The organism is bacterium endosymbiont of Bathymodiolus sp. 5 South (assembly GCF_900128535.1).
GTDB lineage: Bacteria > Pseudomonadota > Gammaproteobacteria > PS1 > Pseudothioglobaceae > Thiodubiliella.
Map to the genome: position 1 here is coordinate 17,921 of NZ_FQTR01000002.1, position 20,415 is coordinate 38,335.

The 20,415-nt window shown below is 37.6% G+C and carries 21 protein-coding genes; 5 read left to right on the forward strand and 16 right to left on the reverse strand.

Annotated elements, in window-relative coordinates; genetic code table 11:
* Window positions 1–41: 41 nt before the first annotated feature.
* Genes lpxC through BBROOKSOX_RS00475 form a run of 8 tightly spaced genes read right to left on the reverse strand, consistent with a single transcriptional unit; the run spans window position 42 to window position 8,713 of the window.
* The gene (lpxC, locus tag BBROOKSOX_RS00440) at window positions 42–953 is read right to left on the reverse strand and encodes a UDP-3-O-acyl-N-acetylglucosamine deacetylase (protein ID WP_139659196.1); all 912 of its coding nucleotides are present in this window, start codon (window positions 951–953) and stop codon (window positions 42–44) included.
* A 2-nt stretch (window positions 954–955) separates the two neighbouring features.
* Window positions 956–2,182: a cell division protein FtsA gene (ftsA, locus tag BBROOKSOX_RS00445; protein WP_139659197.1), complete on the reverse strand. Its 1,227-nt coding sequence runs from the start codon at window positions 2,180–2,182 to the stop codon at window positions 956–958.
* A 3-nt stretch (window positions 2,183–2,185) separates the two neighbouring features.
* A complete protein-coding gene (dusA, locus tag BBROOKSOX_RS00450) occupies window positions 2,186–3,130 on the reverse strand; it encodes a tRNA dihydrouridine(20/20a) synthase DusA (protein ID WP_139659198.1) in 945 nt (314 codons plus the stop codon).
* Window positions 3,131–3,142: 12 nt separating this feature from the next.
* Window positions 3,143–3,598: a CinA family protein gene (locus BBROOKSOX_RS00455; RefSeq protein WP_139659199.1), complete on the reverse strand. Its 456-nt coding sequence runs from the start codon at window positions 3,596–3,598 to the stop codon at window positions 3,143–3,145.
* A complete protein-coding gene (gene pepN, locus BBROOKSOX_RS00460; RefSeq protein WP_139659200.1) occupies window positions 3,595–6,096 on the reverse strand; it encodes an aminopeptidase N in 2,502 nt (833 codons plus the stop codon). Before pepN ends, BBROOKSOX_RS00455 begins: the two co-directional genes overlap by 4 nt.
* Window positions 6,093–6,821 carry a phosphatase PAP2 family protein gene (locus BBROOKSOX_RS00465; protein ID WP_139659201.1) on the reverse strand — a complete coding sequence of 243 codons (729 nt, stop codon included), beginning with the start codon at window positions 6,819–6,821 and terminating at the stop codon, window positions 6,093–6,095. The genes pepN and BBROOKSOX_RS00465 overlap by 4 nt, the downstream gene beginning before the upstream one ends.
* Window positions 6,818–7,612 (reverse strand): undecaprenyl-diphosphate phosphatase, encoded by a 795-nt coding sequence (locus tag BBROOKSOX_RS00470; protein ID WP_139659202.1) that lies wholly within the window; start codon window positions 7,610–7,612, stop codon window positions 6,818–6,820. The genes BBROOKSOX_RS00465 and BBROOKSOX_RS00470 overlap by 4 nt, the downstream gene beginning before the upstream one ends.
* A 6-nt stretch (window positions 7,613–7,618) precedes the next feature.
* Window positions 7,619–8,713 carry a class I SAM-dependent methyltransferase gene (locus BBROOKSOX_RS00475; RefSeq protein WP_139659203.1) on the reverse strand — a complete coding sequence of 365 codons (1,095 nt, stop codon included), beginning with the start codon at window positions 8,711–8,713 and terminating at the stop codon, window positions 7,619–7,621.
* A gap of 14 nt (window positions 8,714–8,727) precedes the next feature.
* Between BBROOKSOX_RS00475 and BBROOKSOX_RS00480 the strand changes: the two genes are divergently transcribed.
* The 3 genes from BBROOKSOX_RS00480 to aroE all read left to right on the forward strand — a co-directional run bounded on the left by BBROOKSOX_RS00480 (window position 8,728) and on the right by aroE (window position 12,765).
* Window positions 8,728–9,447 (forward strand): pteridine reductase, encoded by a 720-nt coding sequence (locus BBROOKSOX_RS00480; protein ID WP_139659204.1) that lies wholly within the window; start codon window positions 8,728–8,730, stop codon window positions 9,445–9,447.
* A 334-nt stretch (window positions 9,448–9,781) separates the two neighbouring features.
* Complete coding sequence (locus BBROOKSOX_RS00485; protein ID WP_139659205.1) at window positions 9,782–11,947, forward strand: Rne/Rng family ribonuclease; 2,166 nt, start codon at window positions 9,782–9,784, stop codon at window positions 11,945–11,947.
* Between the two features lie 8 nt (window positions 11,948–11,955).
* Window positions 11,956–12,765: a shikimate dehydrogenase gene (aroE, locus tag BBROOKSOX_RS00490; protein ID WP_139659206.1), complete on the forward strand. Its 810-nt coding sequence runs from the start codon at window positions 11,956–11,958 to the stop codon at window positions 12,763–12,765.
* Here aroE and pdxH read toward each other — a convergent pair.
* The 7 genes from pdxH to BBROOKSOX_RS00525 all read right to left on the reverse strand — a co-directional run bounded on the left by pdxH (window position 12,746) and on the right by BBROOKSOX_RS00525 (window position 18,030).
* The gene (gene pdxH / locus BBROOKSOX_RS00495) at window positions 12,746–13,384 is read right to left on the reverse strand and encodes a pyridoxamine 5'-phosphate oxidase (RefSeq protein WP_139659207.1); all 639 of its coding nucleotides are present in this window, start codon (window positions 13,382–13,384) and stop codon (window positions 12,746–12,748) included. The genes aroE and pdxH overlap by 20 nt on opposite strands.
* A complete protein-coding gene (gene gltX, locus BBROOKSOX_RS00500) occupies window positions 13,374–14,753 on the reverse strand; it encodes a glutamate--tRNA ligase (protein WP_139659208.1) in 1,380 nt (459 codons plus the stop codon). The genes pdxH and gltX overlap by 11 nt, the downstream gene beginning before the upstream one ends.
* A complete protein-coding gene (locus tag BBROOKSOX_RS00505; protein ID WP_139659209.1) occupies window positions 14,750–15,202 on the reverse strand; it encodes a tetratricopeptide repeat protein in 453 nt (150 codons plus the stop codon). Before BBROOKSOX_RS00505 ends, gltX begins: the two co-directional genes overlap by 4 nt.
* Before the next feature lie 186 nt (window positions 15,203–15,388).
* Window positions 15,389–15,946: a type II secretion system protein N gene (locus BBROOKSOX_RS00510; RefSeq protein WP_139659210.1), complete on the reverse strand. Its 558-nt coding sequence runs from the start codon at window positions 15,944–15,946 to the stop codon at window positions 15,389–15,391.
* A gap of 34 nt (window positions 15,947–15,980) precedes the next feature.
* Window positions 15,981–16,415: a hypothetical protein gene (locus BBROOKSOX_RS00515; RefSeq protein ID WP_139659211.1), complete on the reverse strand. Its 435-nt coding sequence runs from the start codon at window positions 16,413–16,415 to the stop codon at window positions 15,981–15,983.
* On the reverse strand, window positions 16,412–17,281 hold the full coding sequence (gene gspL / locus BBROOKSOX_RS00520) for a type II secretion system protein GspL (RefSeq protein WP_139659212.1): 870 nt from the start codon (window positions 17,279–17,281) through the stop codon (window positions 16,412–16,414). Before gspL ends, BBROOKSOX_RS00515 begins: the two co-directional genes overlap by 4 nt.
* On the reverse strand, window positions 17,281–18,030 hold the full coding sequence (locus BBROOKSOX_RS00525; protein WP_139659213.1) for a HesA/MoeB/ThiF family protein: 750 nt from the start codon (window positions 18,028–18,030) through the stop codon (window positions 17,281–17,283). Before BBROOKSOX_RS00525 ends, gspL begins: the two co-directional genes overlap by 1 nt.
* A gap of 18 nt (window positions 18,031–18,048) precedes the next feature.
* Between BBROOKSOX_RS00525 and BBROOKSOX_RS00530 the strand changes: the two genes are divergently transcribed.
* Both BBROOKSOX_RS00530 and BBROOKSOX_RS00535 read left to right on the forward strand, forming a co-directional pair.
* A complete protein-coding gene (locus BBROOKSOX_RS00530; protein WP_139659214.1) occupies window positions 18,049–18,753 on the forward strand; it encodes a DNA alkylation repair protein in 705 nt (234 codons plus the stop codon).
* Window positions 18,754–18,839: 86 nt separating this feature from the next.
* Window positions 18,840–19,481 carry a DUF502 domain-containing protein gene (locus BBROOKSOX_RS00535; RefSeq protein WP_139659215.1) on the forward strand — a complete coding sequence of 214 codons (642 nt, stop codon included), beginning with the start codon at window positions 18,840–18,842 and terminating at the stop codon, window positions 19,479–19,481.
* Between the two features lie 3 nt (window positions 19,482–19,484).
* Here the strand turns inward: BBROOKSOX_RS00535 and BBROOKSOX_RS00540 are convergent, their stop codons facing one another.
* On the reverse strand, window positions 19,485–20,399 hold the full coding sequence (locus BBROOKSOX_RS00540) for a DMT family transporter (RefSeq protein WP_139659216.1): 915 nt from the start codon (window positions 20,397–20,399) through the stop codon (window positions 19,485–19,487).
* Between the last annotated feature and the right edge of the window lie 16 nt (window positions 20,400–20,415).

Here is a 20,415-nt window from a genome sequence, read left to right on the forward strand (position 1 = left end):
TGATAGAAAAAAACCCTAAGATTATACCTAGACAAATATCATTATAGGGAGTTTTGCCAATCTTCTGAATAGAATTGAACGGGAGAATTTTCACTCTCAAAAGTCTCAATTGACCAAGTGTCTGGTTGTTTAAGGATGGCAGACAACAACTGATCATTCAACAAGTGTCCAGTTTTATAACCCTCGTAGTGTCCAATTAGGTTGGCACCCAACAAGTATAGGTCGCCGACAATATCCAAAATTTTATGCTTTACAAATTCGTTCTCATAGCGCATACCATCTTCATTTAAGACATCATCATCACTGAGTGCAATCGCATTATCCATGCTCGCTCCAAGTGCCAAATTCCTCTCTTGCATGCTTTTTACATCACGCATGTAACCGAAAGTTCTGGCTCTGGATATTTCTTTAAGGTAAGACTTTTGTGCAAAATCAATGCTAAGATTTTGCCCACTTTCCTTAACTTTTTTATGATCAAAATCAATCTCAAGCGTTACTTTAAAACCTTCGTGAGGGCTTACTTGCGCCCAGGAACCATTGTTTTCTACGCGAATAGTGTCTTTAATCACAAAGAATTTCTTATGTGCATCCTGATCTTCAATACCTGCTGATTGCACCAAGAAGATAAAGGGCGCTGACGAACCATCCATAATAGGCACCTCAAATGAATCCAATTCTACCAATACATTGTCAATACCCAGTGCTGAAAATGCACTCATTAGATGCTCAACGGTTGAAATCTTAACACCTTGATTTTCGATACTGGTTGATAAAATCGCCTCGTTTACAAAGGCATTATGTGCTCGAACCAACTTGCCACCCACATCCAGTCGCCTAAACACCACGCCATGATCAATCTCTGCGGGAATAAGCGTCATATTAACCATAGCACCACTATGAATGCCAATGCCACGCGCTTTAACTGCTTTTTTTATTGTTCTTTGCTTAATCATATTTATAAAATTTTAAACCTTTTAATAACGCCCATTTTACCCAAAAAACTGTTGTTGCTTTTACCGCTGGATTCAGACTCAAAGTCATCAAGACCGAACAACAGCAAACCTAAGGCACAAGCATATTCTGGACCCAACCATTCATACTTTGCACTAATGAGATCAGTATTAACACGCCCTACTTTGACTTTCTTTTTGTAAAGACTGTGCATTAACTTATCGCAATCTGTCATTTTTGCACCACCGCCCACTAAAACCAAGCCTGATTTAAGCGAGCGGTATAAATTTTGGTCGTTGAGTTTTGCTCTAATCAACTTAAACAACACTAAGTAAGACTGCCTAATCACTTCAATAAGCGATTCGTGAGACAAATAATAATAGTTTGAGTCATCTATTTGTTGAAACTTAATAAGTCTGTCAGCGCCCAATTTAACTTGCGCCTGCCCATGTTCTATTTTTAAACGCTCTGCTTCTTGAAAAGAAGTATTAAATGCTTCAGAAATGTCTTGAGTTGCCTGTTTTACGCCAAATTGAAGACTGCCACTATAAAAAATACTGCCCTGCTTAAAGACAGACAAATCCGTCACACCGGAACCAATATCAACCAAACAAACCCCTTTGTCTTTTTCATCTTGTGTTAAACAAGGCTTGCTACTCGCCATTGAATTTGGCACCATACTAGACGAACCCAAATTACTCCAGTGAATACTATTTTCAACTGCTTCCACATGATGATTAGATGCAGTAACAATATGCATGCTAACACCTAAGTTATCTGCTTTTTTTCCAAGGGGTTGATTGATAGGTTCAGGATTTGCATCCAAAGTATAGTGGTGTGTTACCTTGTTAATGTCTTGATGATTGTCTGGCATCTTTGTCTTTATTATTGATTCAATAATCTTAACAACCGTATTTAACTCTGAATCCCTAACTCTGCCAGAAGGCACATGCGTATGAGCACTTTGATTCAATACTTTAAGATTTGGATCTGAAATATTAACACTGACATTTTGAAAATCTGCGCCATACTCCTTAATCACTTCTTTTTTAATCTTTTTAATGACTTTTGCCACTTTTTTAGCATTTTCAACAACACCACGCCGAACACCATCAGAATCGGCTTGCCCATAGCCAAAAACCTCCACTCTGTTATTTTTTAACTCCGCAAGCAAAACAACAATCTTACTGCTACCAATATCAACGCTTGCAATGAAATTACTATCAGCCATTTTTTAATCCGTAAAGTCCAACCATTGATACAAATGTTCCAATCCAACCACCTTGCCACTAAGCAATTGTCTAAATTTTTTAGCCTTCGGCTGAGCGTGATATAAACCTAAAATATGTCGAGTCATTGAGCGAATTGGCACCCCTTGGTCATTCTGTTGCTTTATATATTCAATAAAGTCTAATAATACTTGTTCGCGCGATGGTGCATCTAGCGTTTTATGATAAATTTTATTATCTACTTCACTAAGTAAATACGGCTGGTGATACGCCGCCCTACCCAACATCACACTATCAACGGATTGTAAGTGCACAGTAGCCTCATCAACACTCATAATACCTCCGTTAATAGCAATAGCAAGATGCGGGAAGTTTTTTTTAATTCTATACACCCAGTCATAATTTAGTGGTGGTACGGTTCGATTTTCTTTTGGACTTAATCCTTTTAACCAAGCTTTTCTAGCATGAATCACAAAGTTTTCACAGCCTGCATTTTCTATCTGCGTGACAAAGTTTGACAATTGTTCGTAACTTTCCATGTTATCCACGCCAATGCGTGACTTCACACTCACTGGTATATCGCTTGCTTGGCGCATTGCATCCACACACTGTGCCACCACCTCAGGGGTTTGCATCAAACACGCGCCAAAACTGCCCGATTGCACCCTATCCGATGGACAACCCACATTGATGTTTACCTCATCATAACCCCAATCTTGGGCAATCTTAGCGCACTGCGCCATCTCATTTGACTCGCTACCACCTAATTGCAATACCAATGGATGTTCTGCTGCGTCAAAATCCAACAGACGATTTTTATCCCCATTAAGAATTGCCTTAGTCGTTACCATTTCACTCCACAGCTGCGTGTCTTTTGACAACAGTCTATGAAAATACCGACAATGCCTATCAGTCCAATCCATCATCGGTGCTACTGAGAATTTATGCATGAATATACTGGGTTATAACAATTCTTTCAAAGTGTCTGCCACAAAAGCCACACTTCTTTGCACGACTTGTTGGCGCTCGCCATCAAAATGCTTTTTAATGGTAGTGCACTCACCCGAGATACAAAAGCCAAAACACACAGTACCCACGGGTTTGTTCTTGGTATCGCCTGTTGGTCCAGCAATACCGGTGATAGACACCCCAATATCAGTATTAGAGTTACGAATAACTCCTTTTACCATTTCCAATGCAGTTTGTTCGCTAACGGCACCATAGGTATCTAAAGTAGATTTTTTCACACCAAGTAGTTCTACTTTTGCTTGATTGCTATAAGTGATAAAACCTCTATCAAAGTAATCAGAAGCACCGCTCTCTTGGGTCAGTAATGCAGATAAGTGTCCACCTGTACAAGACTCTGCTACGGCAATGGTCAGTAATTTTTGTTTTAATAATTCGGTTAGTTGGCTCATTTAAGTGCAGCTTGAACAATTTCAAAAATATCTTTAGAGAGATTTTTAGTATTGGCAATTCTTTCTAGTTGTTGTTTTTGCAGCACTTGTAACTCAGGGGTAAAGCGTTTCCAATGATTGTAGGTTGCCACTAGTCTTGCACCAATTTGTGGGTTGCTGGTATTTAGTCTGAGTATCACATCGGTAAAAAATTCATAACTTGCTTGCTGGTGAAAATTTGTATAGTTGTGAGCAAAACCACCAACCACACTACGCAAACGATTGGGTGTATTAAAAGAGAATAACGCATGCTCCATCAATGCTTTAACACCATCAACATCACACACATTACTGGACGCTAAAGCGGAAAAATACTTATCCATGACTTGCGTGTCATCTTTGAATTCTTGGTAGAAATCTGCCGATATTTGTTGGCGATACTCATTGTCGCTATTTAACAACAAATTAAATGCACAGAATTTATCACTCATACAATCAGCCTTATCGAATTGTGATTTTGCCAATTCCAACTCACCATCTTTTATTAGATAAAATAAACATCTATTTTTTAGTGCTCTTTGCCCAACAGCTGCCGCTGTAAATTCATAAGTTTGTTGAGTGTTTAACGATTTATAGATTTCAAGCAGTAACGGTTTAAGTTTAGTGATAATTTTTTGAATGGTAATTTCACGCTTACGATGAATATCAAATACATCAATAACCGCTTGATGATTGTGCAAAGCGCGCTCGGACGGTAGCGTTAACAATTCGCAAACCAGTGAGTTGTCTTTGGTGTTTTTAATCATGAATTCAATCGCATCAAAAAATGCAACTTCATCTATAGTATCTGCATCCATTATCAAAGATAACCATAGCTTTTGGGCATTGTCCCATTTAACAAAACTGTCTTTATCATGCTTAAGCAGAAATATCCTTTGCTCAAAACTCAAATCACACTCCAGTTTGATTGGCGCTGAAAACTCGCGCAACCAAGAAGGTGTTGGCGCTGATTTTATATTTTCAAAGACAAAACTTTGGGCGTTGTCTTTAATGGTTAACACACCTTTTTCTAATTCATTACCCGCATCATCAAGCAGTGCAAATGACAGTGGAAAGAAATGCTTAGATTGTTGTGTAACCGTTACTGTATAGGTGTTTTTGATTGTGTCATACTGCGTTGAAATACTCACCTCAGGTGTGCCAGATTGTGAATACCAATGTTTAAATTGCGTGAAATCAAACCCGTTAGCATCACTCATGCTACTGATAAAATCATCAATGGTTACTGCTTGAGCGTCATGGCGCTCAACATATAACTTCATGCCTTTTTGGAAGCCTGCCTCGCCAACAAAGGTGTGAATCATACGAATTACTTCCGCGCCTTTTTCATAAACAGTCAGTGTGTAGAAATTATTCATTTCAATATAGCTTTCGGGGCGTACAGGATGTGACATTGGCCCTGCATCTTCGGCAAATTGGTATGTGCGCAACATATCTACATCATCAATACGCTTAATTGAGCGCGAATGCAGATCAGAGGTGAATTCTTGGTCTCTAAATACCGTCAAACCTTCTTTCAAACTTAGTTGAAACCAGTCTCTACAAGTCACACGGTTGCCTGTCCAATTATGGAAATACTCGTGCCCGATAATAGCTTCAATATTAATAAAATCACCATCAGTTGCCGTTTTGTTGTCTGCTAATATGCAGGCAGAATTAAACACATTTAAGCCCTTGTTTTCCATGGCACCCATATTGAAATCATCAACCGCCACAATCATATAAATATCTAAATCATATTCAAGTCCAAAACGCCCCTCGTCCCATTTGAATGCGCGTTTAAGTGCATCCATAGCAAACTGTGTTTTATGTTCATTGTGTGCCTCTACATAAATTTTTAACGCTACCTCTGTGCCCGATAGTGTTGTGTAAGTGTCTTCTAAAACAGCAAAATCACCTGCCACCAAAGCAAATAAATAACAAGGCTTAGGCGTTGGGTCGTGCCAAGTTGCCCTGCCATGTAAACATTCAGTCAGATTGCCATTACTCAGCAGCACAGGATACTTATCAAACGCCGCTTCAATATGTGTGGTGAATACACTTAATACATCGGGACGGTCTAAATAATAAGTGATTTGGCGAAAGCCATGCGCTTCACATTGGGTACAAAAATTGCCACTTGATTGGTACAATCCGTTTAAACTGGTGTTGGTTTCTGGGTGGATTTTGGTTTGTATTTCCAAAGTAAAACGCTGCGACATCTCTCTTAGTTGCAAGCCGTCTTCCACTAGAGTGTATTTAGGTTCAACGCCATCAACCAAGATAGAAATCAATTCTAAATCAATGCCATTTAAAAATAAATTGCCACTTTTATCAGCGCTTAAAGCGTTTTGATAAAAATCAATCTTTGATGAGACAATTGTTTCATGCTCGTCTAAACGAAAACTTAACTCAGTTGTATGAATTAAATACGGACTTACTGTGTAGTCTTTGCGATAAATAGCTTGTGGTTGTGTCATTTTCTTAAAATCCTATTGGTAATTTTGTTGAGTATTTTTTGTGGTGTATTTAGCAGTGGCGTGTATAAACCAAATGCTAATGCTGTTAGGGCTGTGCTTATTCCACCAACCATAATATCGCTCATCCAATGTGCGCCCGCCATTAGTCTTGGCATTACAAACAACACCACAACGAATAATATCCACGGAGTCCATTTGTTACGCACAAAGAATAGACAGTAACCCAGCCAAGTAAACAAGACAGCAGCGTGATCACCTGGAAAACTGTCGCCAGAATAGTCTTTTAAACCAAAATCGGGATATATTGATGATAAGCGTACTGCCTCACCAATCAACATCGTTGGGCTGGCTCTGTTTAAATGATTATAGTCAACATAAAAATCCAGTAACTCACGCACAAACAACATCACAACGCCTAATAAAGCAAAACCAATCAATCCAACCAATCTGTCTTTACTCTCAAAAATCACACCTTTGGCATAGAAAAACCACAAAATAATAAAAAATGGAATCAAATCTGCAATGCGCATACTCAACACCGCCCAGAACCAACTCCATACGCCTCCTAACTCATTTAATAAAGGATTGGTTGCATCAAATACCCATCGGTCTAACCAATCCCAATACTCTCTGGTCGCACCATAACTCCAACTAGAAACTAACAACAAAGAAATAATATTGAGTGTGACAAAAGTGCTAAACCTAAAAGAAAATATATTATTCATAACATTAACAAAGATATCCCTAAAAATAAACGATAAACCACAAATGGCATCATACTCATTGTATTTAACGCTCTAATGAAAAAAATGATGGTCAAATACGCACTGATACCAGAGACCACAAAACCCACCACTAATAAAGTTAAATCAACCATTTGTTGCTGTTGATAAATACCAATGAGTATCAACAAAACAGAAAGTGTAATAACTGGAATAGACAATAAAAAGGCAAATTGAATGGTTGCTTTTTTTGAAAGCCCTATCAGCAGTCCTGCAGTAATGGTAACACCCGAGCGCGAAACACCCGGTACCAGTGCCAATGTCTGCATCACACCAATAAAAACAATATCCTTCCAAGCTAATATTTCTCTAGCGTGTGGACGCCTAGTGTCCAGTAAAACGGCAATACCTAACAAAACACCAAATACAAGGGTCGTGTAGGTAATAATTTCAATAGAACGCAAGTCATTGGCAATAAAATCTTTAAACAGAAACCCAAAAATACCCACAGGAATCGTGCCCAATAAGACACCCCAAGCCAATTTTGACTCACCGATGGTTTTTCTCTCAACAATACAGAGGTAAAAATCACTCAATAATTGAGAGATTATATGCTTGTAATAATAAACAACAGCAACCAATGTGCCCATATGCACCACTACATCAAACGCCAATCCTTGATCAGTCCAACCACTTAACTTGGGCACTAAGATCAAATGTGCAGAAGAGGATATCGGTAAAAACTCACTAATCCCCTGTATTAACGCTAAAACAATTGTTTGAATAAAGTCCATTGCTTTTTATAGTTTATAAGTTAAGTCTTGCTCTTTAAAGCCTTTTAATTTTACTTGCGTATTTTTACTTAATGCCAATACTTTAAAACTCTCCCCCATTGCATTTGGCAATACCAATTGTTTGATTTGTTGTGCCAAATTGCTGCGTTTGTTTTCGTTTTTTTCATTTAGAAAATATTCATCAATACCCAAAGAAATTAAAAATAGTGCCTGTGTAGCGTAACCAGAAAGTGTAAAACCACACTCAAACGCTTGCTCAGCAATATCAGAAAAATTAACCGAGGTGGTAATATCCTGCTCACCGATATGCTCAAATGGATTGTCACTTGCCTTGTGTTGATAATAACACCTTAATGTGCCTTCATTGCGCTGAGGGTGGAAATACTCATCTCGTCCCATGCCATAATCAATGAGTAATACCACGCCCTTGTTCATTATCTCGCTTAGACTTTCAATCCACGCCCTTGCTCTTTCATTAACTTCGGTGGTATAGCCCTGTGAAACTTCAACAGGTACAGATATTTTATCATTAACATAAAGGTGTTCTAGCACTTGCCAGACCAATTTATCATCTTGACAGTCCACCCCTAATTCTTTAAAGCCATTGGTTTGATTAATCAGTCGTTTCGCCGGCATAGCATCCAACACCTCATTGGCAATCACCACACCCGAAAAGTTCCTTGGCAGTCTATTTAACCAAACCACCCTATCCATTAATTCTGGCAGGGTTTTGTTAATCGTGTCTTTTTGTCGTTGCTGTAATTCAGCGCTTAACTCTAAGATGTAATAGTTTTTTGGTAGTTTCTCCAATCGACCCAATTCAAATAAGATTTGTGCTGCCAATATCCCGCTACCTGCGCCAAATTCTAAAATACTGTCCCCACTCTCTAACACTTGTGCACACTGCCGAGCAAGGCAAAAGCCAAATAAATCCGAAGTTTCAGGCGCAGTAATAAAATCTCCCTTTTCGCCGAATTTCTGAGCGCCACCACTATAATAGCCCTTGGCTGGATAATACAATGCCAAATTCATAAATTCATCAAACCCAATAGGCTCAGCTTTTTGTATAATAGTGTTTTTGATTATTTGTTCTAAATTCACGAAAGTTATTTTATATGAAAACAGCACTCATTACAGGTGGCGCACAACGCATTGGCGCACAAATCACCAGAACACTGCACGCACACGACTACAACATCGTTATTCATTATCGAAATTCTAACAAAGAAGCACAAACTTTGGCTGATGAGCTTAATCAACTGCGCGCTAATTCTGTCACGCTAATTCAAGCAGAACTGTCCGACTTACAAGCGCTAAAAACACTTGCTGATACTATCAAACAATTGGATATATTGGTCAATAATGCCTCGCTCTTTTACCCAACCTCAATACAAAACGCCAATGAAAATGACTGGAATACCATCATCAATACCAATCTAACAGCGCCTTTTTTTCTATCGCAATCTTTATCATCAACTTTATCAAAAAATAAAGGCTGCATTATCAACATTGTTGATATTCATGCCCAACGCCCATTAAAAAACCATGCAATTTATAACATTTCCAAAGCGGGTCTAGCAATGATGACACAAACCTTAGCAAAGGAACTGGCACCAGAAATTCGTGTTTGTGGCGTTGCACCGGGCTCAATTTTGTGGCCAGAAAACCAAGCCAAACTCAACGATGCACAAAAAGACAAGATGCTAAATAAAATACCCTTGAACAAACAAGGTAGCCCAGAAGATATTGCTAACACCGTTTTATTTTTAGCAAACTCACCTTATATCACCGGTCAAATTATCAGCGTTGATGGTGGACGCACATTAAATCAATAGCTTTTTGTGTTATAATGTAAACTGCTTAATGCAGGGGACACAGGAAACGCATTGAACAAAGAATTTTTTTTAAGTTTTGAGTGTAATAACAAACATCAAAACAAACTATAAACATTTGGCTTTTTTTTGCCATACATAGAGAATATAATTGTTTATTAGCTTTTAACCAAGACTTATCATTAGCAATAAACCAAAGGGCTGACAACCCCAATATACAACAATTAGAATAAGATTTTGAAACATTTACAACTCAAAATAACAATACTAAATTCAACTCAACATGCAAATGTTGAGTCTCTGTGTGTGGAAGGAAGTCTATTATCAGGACTAAATTATGAACCACATATTAATCAACGCAACGCACTCGGAAGAGATTCGAGTTGCCATTGTAAGAAATAAAAAACTTACCTCTCTCAATATAGAAACCAGCCTTAATCAGAAGAATAAAGGCAATATTTACAAAGGGAAAATATCGCGAGTTGAGCAATCCTTAGAAGCTGCTTTTGTCGATTACGGCAAGGAAAGACAAGGCTTTTTACCATTCAAAGAAGTTACCGAAATACTAAAAGAAAATGCAAAAGCTTCAGGTGAAAAACTCACTATTTCTGATGTTTTAAAGGAAGGGCAAGAGATTATTGTTCAAGTTGAAAAAGAAGAGCGTGGCAACAAAGGTGCTGCACTAAGCACTTATATCAACTTGGCTGGTGCCTACATGATATTGACACCAAACAATGCAAAAAGCAATGGCATCTCTAGACAAATCACTTCATCAGACAGGCAGTCGCTAAAAGAAGTCATTGAAAAAATTACCCTACCTGAAAACTCAGGCTTAATTATTCGTACAGCTGGTGCGGGTAAAACTTTAGAAGAGTTGCAATGGGAAGTTGACTACTTATCAGAATTGTGGCGCTCAATCAATACCGCAGCAGAAAAACGCTCCGCGCCTTTCTTAATCTATCAAGAAAGTGATATTGTCATTCGTACTCTGCGTGACTACCTAAGAGAAGACACTGATAGTGTCATTATCGACGATTTAACAACTTTTCAAAATGCCAAAGAATTTGTTAGCTTCGTTCTACCGCACCACTTGGATCGTATTAAACAGTTTGATGCTTCTGAACACTCTTTGTTTAATCACATGGGTGTTGAATCACAGGTAAAAAGTGTTTTCGAGCGTGAAGTGTCTCTGCGCACAGGAGCAACTATTGTCTTTGACCCAACTGAAGCATTGACTGCCATTGACATTAACTCTGCACGCGCTACCAAAGGCTTTGACATTGAAGAGACCGCCTACAATACAAACTTAGAAGCTGCCAAAGAAATCGCTGCACAACTGCAACTGCGTGATATTGGTGGTTTAGTGGTGGTTGACTTTATCGATATGACCTCTGAGGAGCACAAAAAATCCATTGAAAAAGCCATGGAAAAAGCCACCAGTTCAGACCGTGCTCGTATCCAAATTGGCACTATTTCACGCTTTGGACTGTTAGAAATGTCAAGACAACGTTTAATGAGTTCAGTAACAGAGTCAGTAGAAAAAACCTGCCCTGCTTGTGAAGGTCGTGGCACCACGCCAACCGTTCCAAGTTTGGCATTAAGTATTTTAAGGCAACTTGAAGATGGTTGTAACGCCTCTAACCAAACACAAAAACTGACTATTCAGTCTAGCGTTGATGTTATCACCTATTTACTTAATGAAAAACGCGCTGATATTGGCAGATTAGAGAATAAGCATGAGATAAAAATTACGCTATTACCTAATCCTTACATGCAATTTCCGAACTTCAATATTAACAAGCAAAAAGGCGATAAGAAATCACACCACAAGAGTTATCAGGGCATTTCTAAACCACAGCAAAATATTGCAGAGAACGGCTTAAGTAACACTAAAGAAGAAGCGGCTATTGATACCAATCACCCAATAACACGCGTTCCCAATCAAAAGAAAACCAAATCTTCATTGTCTTTCTGGGGAAAGATTAAGTCGATTTTTGGTTCTAATAAAAAGAAAAAGAAACCAGAAAAAAATCACAATAATAAAAACAATCGAAATCGTAATAAGAATCGTAATAAGAACAATCGTAATCATAACCAAAATAAAACGCAGAACAATCAGCAGAATAAACAAAATCATAAGGCACAAAACAACAAACAACAAAACAAAGCCCAGAATCAGAATAAGTCTCAAGGTAAACCTCAAAATAAATCTCAAAATGAGAATTCCAAGCCGCAAGCTCAATCTAGAGGAAAACCTCAAGAACAAACAAAGCCTGCTAACTTAGCATCCAAGGCACAAAAACAAGTCAAAGAAAAGCCTCAGACAAAATCAGCATCAAAGCCAAAATCAGAAGAGCAAAAAGTGACTAAGGTTGAAACACAAGGCAATGGAAAAATGAAAACCAAATCAACAGACAAGGTTGCAAAAAAAGTCAAGACTGATGCCGCTAACAAGACTGAACTTAAGGTTGAGATTGAGGTTAATGGCAATAAAGCTGAGTAAATATAAATATGAAATTAGCAGTTTTTGGCAATCCTATTGAACATAGTCTATCTCCCCGTATTCATACACTATTTGCACAGCAGACGGGTGTAGAGATTGAATATGATAAGATATTAGCCCCAGTTGACGGCTTTGCAGAAACAGCACAAAACTTTATCAATCAAGGAGGTAAAGGCTTCAATGTTACTGTGCCATTCAAAATTGACGCCTTTAACTTAGCAACAAAGCACTCAATCAATGCACAAACTGCAGGTGCAGTTAACACCATCAAAGTTGATGGTGACGCCTTAATAGGTGAGAATACTGATGGCATAGGACTGCTTAATGACTTAACTAAAAATCTTGAGATTGACTTACAAAATAAAATTGTGTTAATTTTAGGCGCAGGTGGTGCAACTCGCGGCATCTTATTGCCTTTATTACAACAACAACCTGCACGGGTGATGATTGCCAATCGCACTGCGTCAAAAGCCACTCAACTCGCTAAAGCGTTCAAGCCTTATGGCGAAACTTGTGGCTTTGGTTTAGAAAAAATCAAAAACGACCTTGTTGATATTATTATCAATGCCACCAGCGCTTCATTAGATGGGCAGATGCCAAATATTGCCACTGGCATAGCCAACAATGCAATTTGTTATGATTTAATGTATGGCAAGCAAACCCCTTTTATGGACTGGGCACAGGATAATAATGCATCAATGGTTGTTGATGGCCTGGGTATGTTGGTTGAACAAGCAGCTAGCGCATTTGAATTCTGGACGGGCAAACAGCCTGAGACTCAAGCAGTGATTGAGGCAATCAGGGCGCTAAACGACTAATCTCCCACGCACTGTCTTTACGCACATAAACAAGCCTATCATGCAAGCGATTTTCTCTACCTTGCCAAAACTCAATCGTAGCCGGCACCACGCGATAACCACCCCAAAAATCTGGCAAAGGCACTTCGCCTTCGCCAAATTTTCGCTTCATTACATCAAACTCAGAAAGCAAAACTTGCCTTGAATTTAAAATTGATGATTGCTCTGATGCCCAAGCACCTAGTTGAGAATCTTTAGGACGAGAAGCAAAATATTTAATTGATTCTAAAGTTGGTATTTTTTCTACCGTGCCAGAAATCTTTACTTGACGCTCTAAATCCAACCAAGGGAACAATAATGCTACTGTGGGGTTATTGTTGATTTGCTTAGATTTTTTAGAATTATAATTGGTAAAAAACACAAATCCCTGCTCATCAAAGGTTTTCAATAAAACCGTTCTAATACCCACCCCACTTTCATCACTGGTGGCTAGACTCATCGCGTTTGGCAAGGTAAGTTCAGAGTCAAGGGCTTGTTCCATCCAAATTTTAAATTGCACAAAAGGATTGCTGTCTAAATCAGCACTAGAGATACCATTACTGGTAAATTCGCGTCTTAATCTAATTAAGTCAACATTCATAATTAATTGCTTTTGTCAAACGCTTTAATGTGGTTTCTTTGCCAATCAACTCAGCCACTAAGTCAATACTGCCTGCATTACCATTGCCACTCAGTGCCAACCTAAAGGGCTGCCCTACCTTACCAAAACCAAGCTCTAATTCATCACAGACTTGCTTGATGATACTTTTAATTTCATTAGCCTTCCAGCACTCTAATTGGCTTAATTTTTTAACCAAAACCTCAAGCGGCACTTTATCTTTAAACTGTTTGTTAGCAAGATTTTCATCAAACTCATCAAAATCTTGATAAAACATTTTTAATCCTTCGCTCATCTCTACTAGCGTTTTTGAACGCTGCTGTAATGATGCAACAACCAGTGCCAAATCCGCGCCATTACGGGTATCAACTTTTTGATATTGCAAATGCCACTCTAAATGTTCAATCAAATGCTCGGGCGTGGCATTTTTAATATATTCTTGATTAAGCCACAATAGTTTTTCTTCATTAAAACTGGCGGGAGCTTTGTTAATATCTTTTAAATCAAACAACGACACAATTTCTGCCAAAGAAAACACCTCTTGGTCACCATGCGACCAACCCAAGCGCACCAAATAATTAAGCAATGCCTCCGGTAAAAAACCCGCATCCCGATATGCCATGACACTCACTGCACCATGTCGCTTTGACAAACGAGCACCATCACTACCCAAAATCATTGGCAGGTGTGCAAACTCAGGCAAATCCCACTTAAGCGCCTGATATAGATTAATTTGTCTGGGGGTATTGTTGATATGATCATCCCCACGAATAACATGGCTAATATCCATATCATGATCATCCACCACAACGGTTAAATTATAAGTCGGTGTGCCATCACTGCGAGCAATAATCAAATCATCTAACTCTTTATTGGCAATAGAGATTTTTCCTTTAACTGTATCCTCAAAAATCACCATACCTTCCATTGGATTTTTAAAACGCACAACCCTGTGATCGGCTGATGTGAGCGCTTTATCACGACAACAGCCATCATACATAGCCTTCTCACCTTTTGCCATTAGCGTTTCTCGCAAGTTATCTAATCGCTCTTTTGAGCACTCACAATAATAAGCCTTGTCTTCATCTAATAATTGTTGAATGACTGCTTTATAACGCTCAAAACGCTGCGTTTGATAAAACGGACCTTCGTCATAATCCAACCCCAGCCAATTCATTCCATCTAAGATGGCATCAACGGATACCTGTGTAGAGCGCTCCCTATCCGTATCTTCAATACGCAAGACAAAGTTGCCCTGTTGTTTTTTCGCCCAAGCCCAAGCAAACAAGGCGGTACGCGCACCACCGATGTGTAAATAACCCGTTGGAGATGGCGCAAATCTTGATTTCATGAATCGTTCGCTTTATCTGCTAAATCATACCAATACTGTGTTTTTTCAAGGTCTTTTTCAACTTCCTTGCCGTCTTCATACAGCATACCCAGTGCATACATCGCCCCTTGTAAACCATACTCAGCCGCCCTTTCAAACCACTCAATGGCCTTGCTAATGTCCTTTTCAATACCTTCACCAGTCATGTAAGCCACCGCAATCATGTGATGTGCAAAACCGTGCCCCTGCTCAGCAGCTTTGATAAAATTCTCAAACCCTAAAGGCTGATTTTCAACCATGCCTAGCCCATTCATCTGCATCATCCCAAGGCGCCACAGACTCTCAGCATTACCTTGCATGGCAAGCGGTGCTAATAATTGATACGCCATTGAAAAGTTCTTAGAATCAAAAGCAGCCAAGCCGCTGGTTAAATCTGCCTCAAAGGCATCCGTTTCGTTAGAATTTGACATAATAGTTTTTAGGATTTTTAAAATAGCACAATTTTACAAGATTCATACACACAAATTACTAAATGTTGTTATCTTGGCTTGAGTAAGATGCTTGTATTGGCTCATTTGTGCTTCTTTTTAGCAGTTGAACCATCTTGATAAATCATCAAGCATCATAGAAATATAAGGCAATGTTTCCACAGTTTTTTAACGACTATTCAAATCGAAAGTTTTGTTTTTATGGGGTTTTTTTGCATCAATATAGTCAAACTTAATCAGTACTTTTTCTAGCTTCCCACCTGTTTCAATTACCACATAATTTTTAGCAATATCTTTGAGTAACACATTAGAGGCAATATTATCGCCTTTTTGATAGACTTTTGACTTTCTGTTTGCATTTTCAATAATCGCTAAAGCACCTTTTTCTTTAAAAACAGTTCCAATGAGTGTTAAATTGAGTCGTGTTGGTTTAACTATTTTATAACTTTCTCTAAGATCAACATCATTAGATTTTCCAAACAAATTACGATAAGCGCTCATATCTTGAGGTTCTGGCTTTAATATTGTGATACTCGTTTTTTCTATGGTTGGCTTGTGCATACTTGCCAACACACTCAACACTAGCTGTGTACAAATATAAGTTAGGCACAAAAACAAACATAATGTAGCGCCCTTTCTAATTTTGTCCTTATGCTCAAACAGAAAGTTAGAATACTTAATCTGATTTAAAGTAGCAACAAATGATTTGATATTTAAAGTCATCATAATTTATAGGATATTGTATTTTTCACTTAATATTTCATGGGTGTACAAATGTCATTCTAACATTTACTACACCGCCCCCAATGCTCTTAATATCTGCCTCAACTGCCACAATATTATACTTGTTCTTTAGCGTATTAAGACCATTTAACACATCAGAAAATAGCATTGAAGGGCTACTGAATACAATACGATTGTTGCTTTGAATATGAATGTTTTTATTTTCAGCTTTGTGGTAAGTGTTTCGAATAATACTTTTGGATTTTGCACTAGAAAGCTTCAGGTAAAACACCTTGTCTTGCAACTTCAACAATGATAAAGAGACAACTTTTTCTCGCTCAAGTTGTGCTGTTAAGGTGTTATTCTTATTGCTCAATGAAACCATGCTCAGTATAAATATCAACAGCAAGGCAACAAGCCCAGACACTAAAATCAGCGCTTTTTGTTTATCAGAAATATCACTCAAATTCATGGCTCTACCTTAAGTATTTGTTTGTCAAATTGTAGTCGTTTAATCTTTGTTTTTGCCTTAATATCTGATTGAATCTTGGCAAGCAGATCATTATCTGATTGTTCTTCAATACTTAATGTGTTGAGTTTTTGCTTAATTTGTGCGTGCAAGTCAACAATACGCCCAACCTCTGGAAATAACTTTTTAAAATAGATTTCATTGGTATTTATCTGCCTGTCAACTCTTTTTGTTAAATTGTAATTATCCAGCATTAATTGAACGGGGGAAAGCACCATTAACAATAGTAAAATAACAACACTTGCTCGCCATTTGTAGAGTTTTTCTTTCCAATTTGAACGCCAATCAACATTTAAAAAGTTAATATTCTGAGTATATTTAACATTTAGTTGTTCGTTCAATATTTGCTCATTATCTGTAAAGAGCTCATCTAGTACCGCTTGGTTTGTTTTTCCGCCCAAAAAATCACCATAACGAAATAACACATCTTGTTCAACTGTGGTGCAATAGACTTTGCCTTTTTCAATCGGTAGCAACATAAAATCAACCACGCATTGCTCAATTTTCAAACCTGTAGTTTCAAGCTTTTTTCGAAGCACATTCATAATGTTTTTGCTGATCACAACCACATCATAATATTGCTCGTCAGCTGCCTTTTGCAGAAAAAAATCCAACGCTTCAATGTCTTCTAATAAAACATCTTCCAACAAAAAAGGAATGGCTTTTTTAGCTTTAGAAAAACTCATTTTTGGCACTTCAATATGGTGTGTTGAGACCAAATGTGAATCAATTGCAATGATATAAGACTTATCAAATGCCAAATTAGCAAACTCAGTAGACTCGTTGTAGTAAATAATAGTGCTGTTCATTAGATGTTTAAATAATTGCAGATTGGGCAATGTTTGTCCTTGTTGAGTTGTACTGTTTTAAAATTTAAATCCAATGCGTCGACTATCATTAATTTACCTATTAGTTGCTCACCTAAATTTAAAATCACTTTGATACTTTGTAGCGCCTGCATAGTACCAAGCATACCTGCAACAGGTGCAAGAATACCATTATCAACGCAGCTCTCATCACTATTACCCGTACTTGGGTATAGACATTGATAGCAGGGCTGGTCTTTTTCATAGCCTTTAAACACTGAGAGTTGCCCCTCAAAACGAATAACAGCAGCCGATACCAAGGGTGTATGCTGTACAACGCAGGCTTGATTGATGTTAAAGCGTGTGTCAAAATTATCCGTGCCATCAAGTACAACATCGCACTTCTTTACCCATTCGTCTATGTTGTCTGTATTTAAATCTGTCAATGTAGTGATTTTAACATTAGGATTAATCGCTAACATCTTAACTTTAGCAGATTTTACTTTATCTTTGCCGATATCATCTGTGTAATGGATCACTTGTCGCTGTAGGTTGGATAATTCTACTTGATCAAAGTCTGCAATAATTAAATGCCCAATACCAGCAGCGGCAAGATACATTGCAGAGGGTGAGCCCAAGCCCCCTATGCCAATTAATAACACAGTTGCGTTTAACAATTTTTGTTGCCCTGCTTCACCAACTTCTGGCAAAAGAATTTGACGAGAATATCTGAGTAAATTTTGATTATCCATAAGTTAAAATTATAGCCTATGAATGCAAAAACAATAATCAAAACACTTGAATCTTTTGCAACCCCTGAACGCAAGAAAATCAACAAGTGGTTTTTTAAAACTGGCAAGGGTCAATATTCAGAGCATGATGCATTTATGGGTGTGCGTATGCCGCAAATTAGACAAGTAGCCAAGCAATGTTTTAAATCACTTGCTTTTAATGAAATTAATAAACTCATTAACCATCCCATTCACGAGGTGCGCCATTGTGGGCTGATTATATTGGTTAATCAATATCAGCTTGACAATCAGGACGCTGTATTTAACTATTACATTGATAATATTCATGCGGTTAATAATTGGGATTTGGTTGATACCACCGCGCCACAGATTGTTGGTAATCATCTATACCAACATCAAGAAAAATTACCACTACTATTTAATTTTCTACATTCACCTGACTTATGGGAGCGGCGTATTGCCATCGTGGCAACTTGGACTTTTATTAAGCGCGGTGAATTTACACCAACACTTAAAATCGCTAAATTATTATTAGGCGACAAACATGACTTAATCCACAAGGCTATTGGCTGGATGCTTAGAGAAATATATAAAAAAGATGCTGACATTTGCAAAACATTTTTACGAAAAAATTACCCGCAACTGCCTAGAACTACTTTAAGATACGCAATTGAGCGTATGCCAAAAAGTGAAAGACTGCATTACTTGAAAAAAGAGTTTTGATGTGCCAACAAAGCATGCGCAGGCACAGGTAAGCCTGACAATGACGAACAAGTCAATTATTCAATATTTAAAATGGAGAAAATGTGATGTTTAAAAAGATAATTAACACTGCACTACAAGGTTTTTTTTGGATTTTACCGATTCTATTAATCATTTTTATTGCAAATTGGTTATTTGAAAAAGCCGAGATATTAACACATATTTTATTTAGTAGAACCAATGCGAATATTGAAGAACACCTTTTTTTATGGACAATTATAGGCATTATTATCATCGTATTAGCCCTATTGATTATTGGTAATATTGCCACCACGCGTCTTGCCTTTGCTTTTGATTTGTTCATTAAAAAAGTGCCATTTTATTCTACAATTAAAGACATTGTCGATATTTTCAATTCCTCAAAAAAAGGTAAAAATGAAGTTTTAGTCGTAGCAATTAAAGGTTTAACACAATCGGGATACAACATTGGACTCATGTATTCCACCAAAGAAAGCATTATTAAAAACCATTACACGGTCACACTCTCAATGAGTCCAATTCCCAATGGTGGCTTTATGTTTGAAGTGCATCAAGATGATATTTTGGTCATAGAAGGGGCAAAATTTAATGACAATCTTAATTATTTGTTATCAATGGGAACAAAAAGTATGACGGAAATCTTAAACCAAGATTCAAATAACAGCTTAATTTCCTTTACCCAATGGAGACAAAAACACGCATCAACCTAGTGCTTACTTTTTTATCTGGCGTCTAAAAGTTAGAAGCCCCACACCTAACATAACCAAACTAATACCTAAAATTTGATACACACCAAATGGCTCAGAAAGTATGAATACTGCCAGTATGATTGTAACGATAGGCCCTAACATTCCCACAATGCTTGTTTGTAAAGGTGATATCCTGTGAATTGCCTCACTAATTAAGAAACTAGGGATAACTGTGCTTACTATCGCTAATAAAAACATCCAAAGCCATGCATTGTGACTAATTGACACCTGAGAGAAATCAAACAATAAAAAATAAAAAAACAACACAAAGGCACTAGAGGCACTCATTGCAATTGCGGTAAATAAAACTGAGCCAATGCTGCTAATAATTTTCTTACTAGATAATACATAAAATGCATAACTTAATGCTGAGAACAATACCAGTATTACACCCGTTCCAATATCATTACTATCATTCAATAAACTTTCTTGGTTAAACATAGTCCACAACCCTAAATAAGTTGTGATTAATACAATAACGATGCGCTTAGTTAATGGCGTGGAAAAGAAAATCGCACCCAAAATCGCAGTAAAAATAGGATAGGTAAACAAAGTCAATCTTTCCAAGCCAGCAGAAATAGTTTCCAGACCTTTTAAATCCAATAAAGATGCCAAAAAATAGCCGATAAAACCCAGTCCAATAATACTGAAGAAGGTTGTTTGGGTCAGCGCCTTAGATTTGTCTTTTTTGCAAAAAATATAACTCAGTATACCAAGGTAAATAGGCAGTGCAATCGCCATACGCAACATCAAAACAACATCACTATTTAACCCTTCAAAATAAGCCAACTTAATAAATATGGACTTTAAGGCAAATAAAAATGTACCCAAAAATGCCAATAACAAGCCTAAAGAGCGTTTTTGTTGAGTGTTATTCATAAGTTTTACGATTATA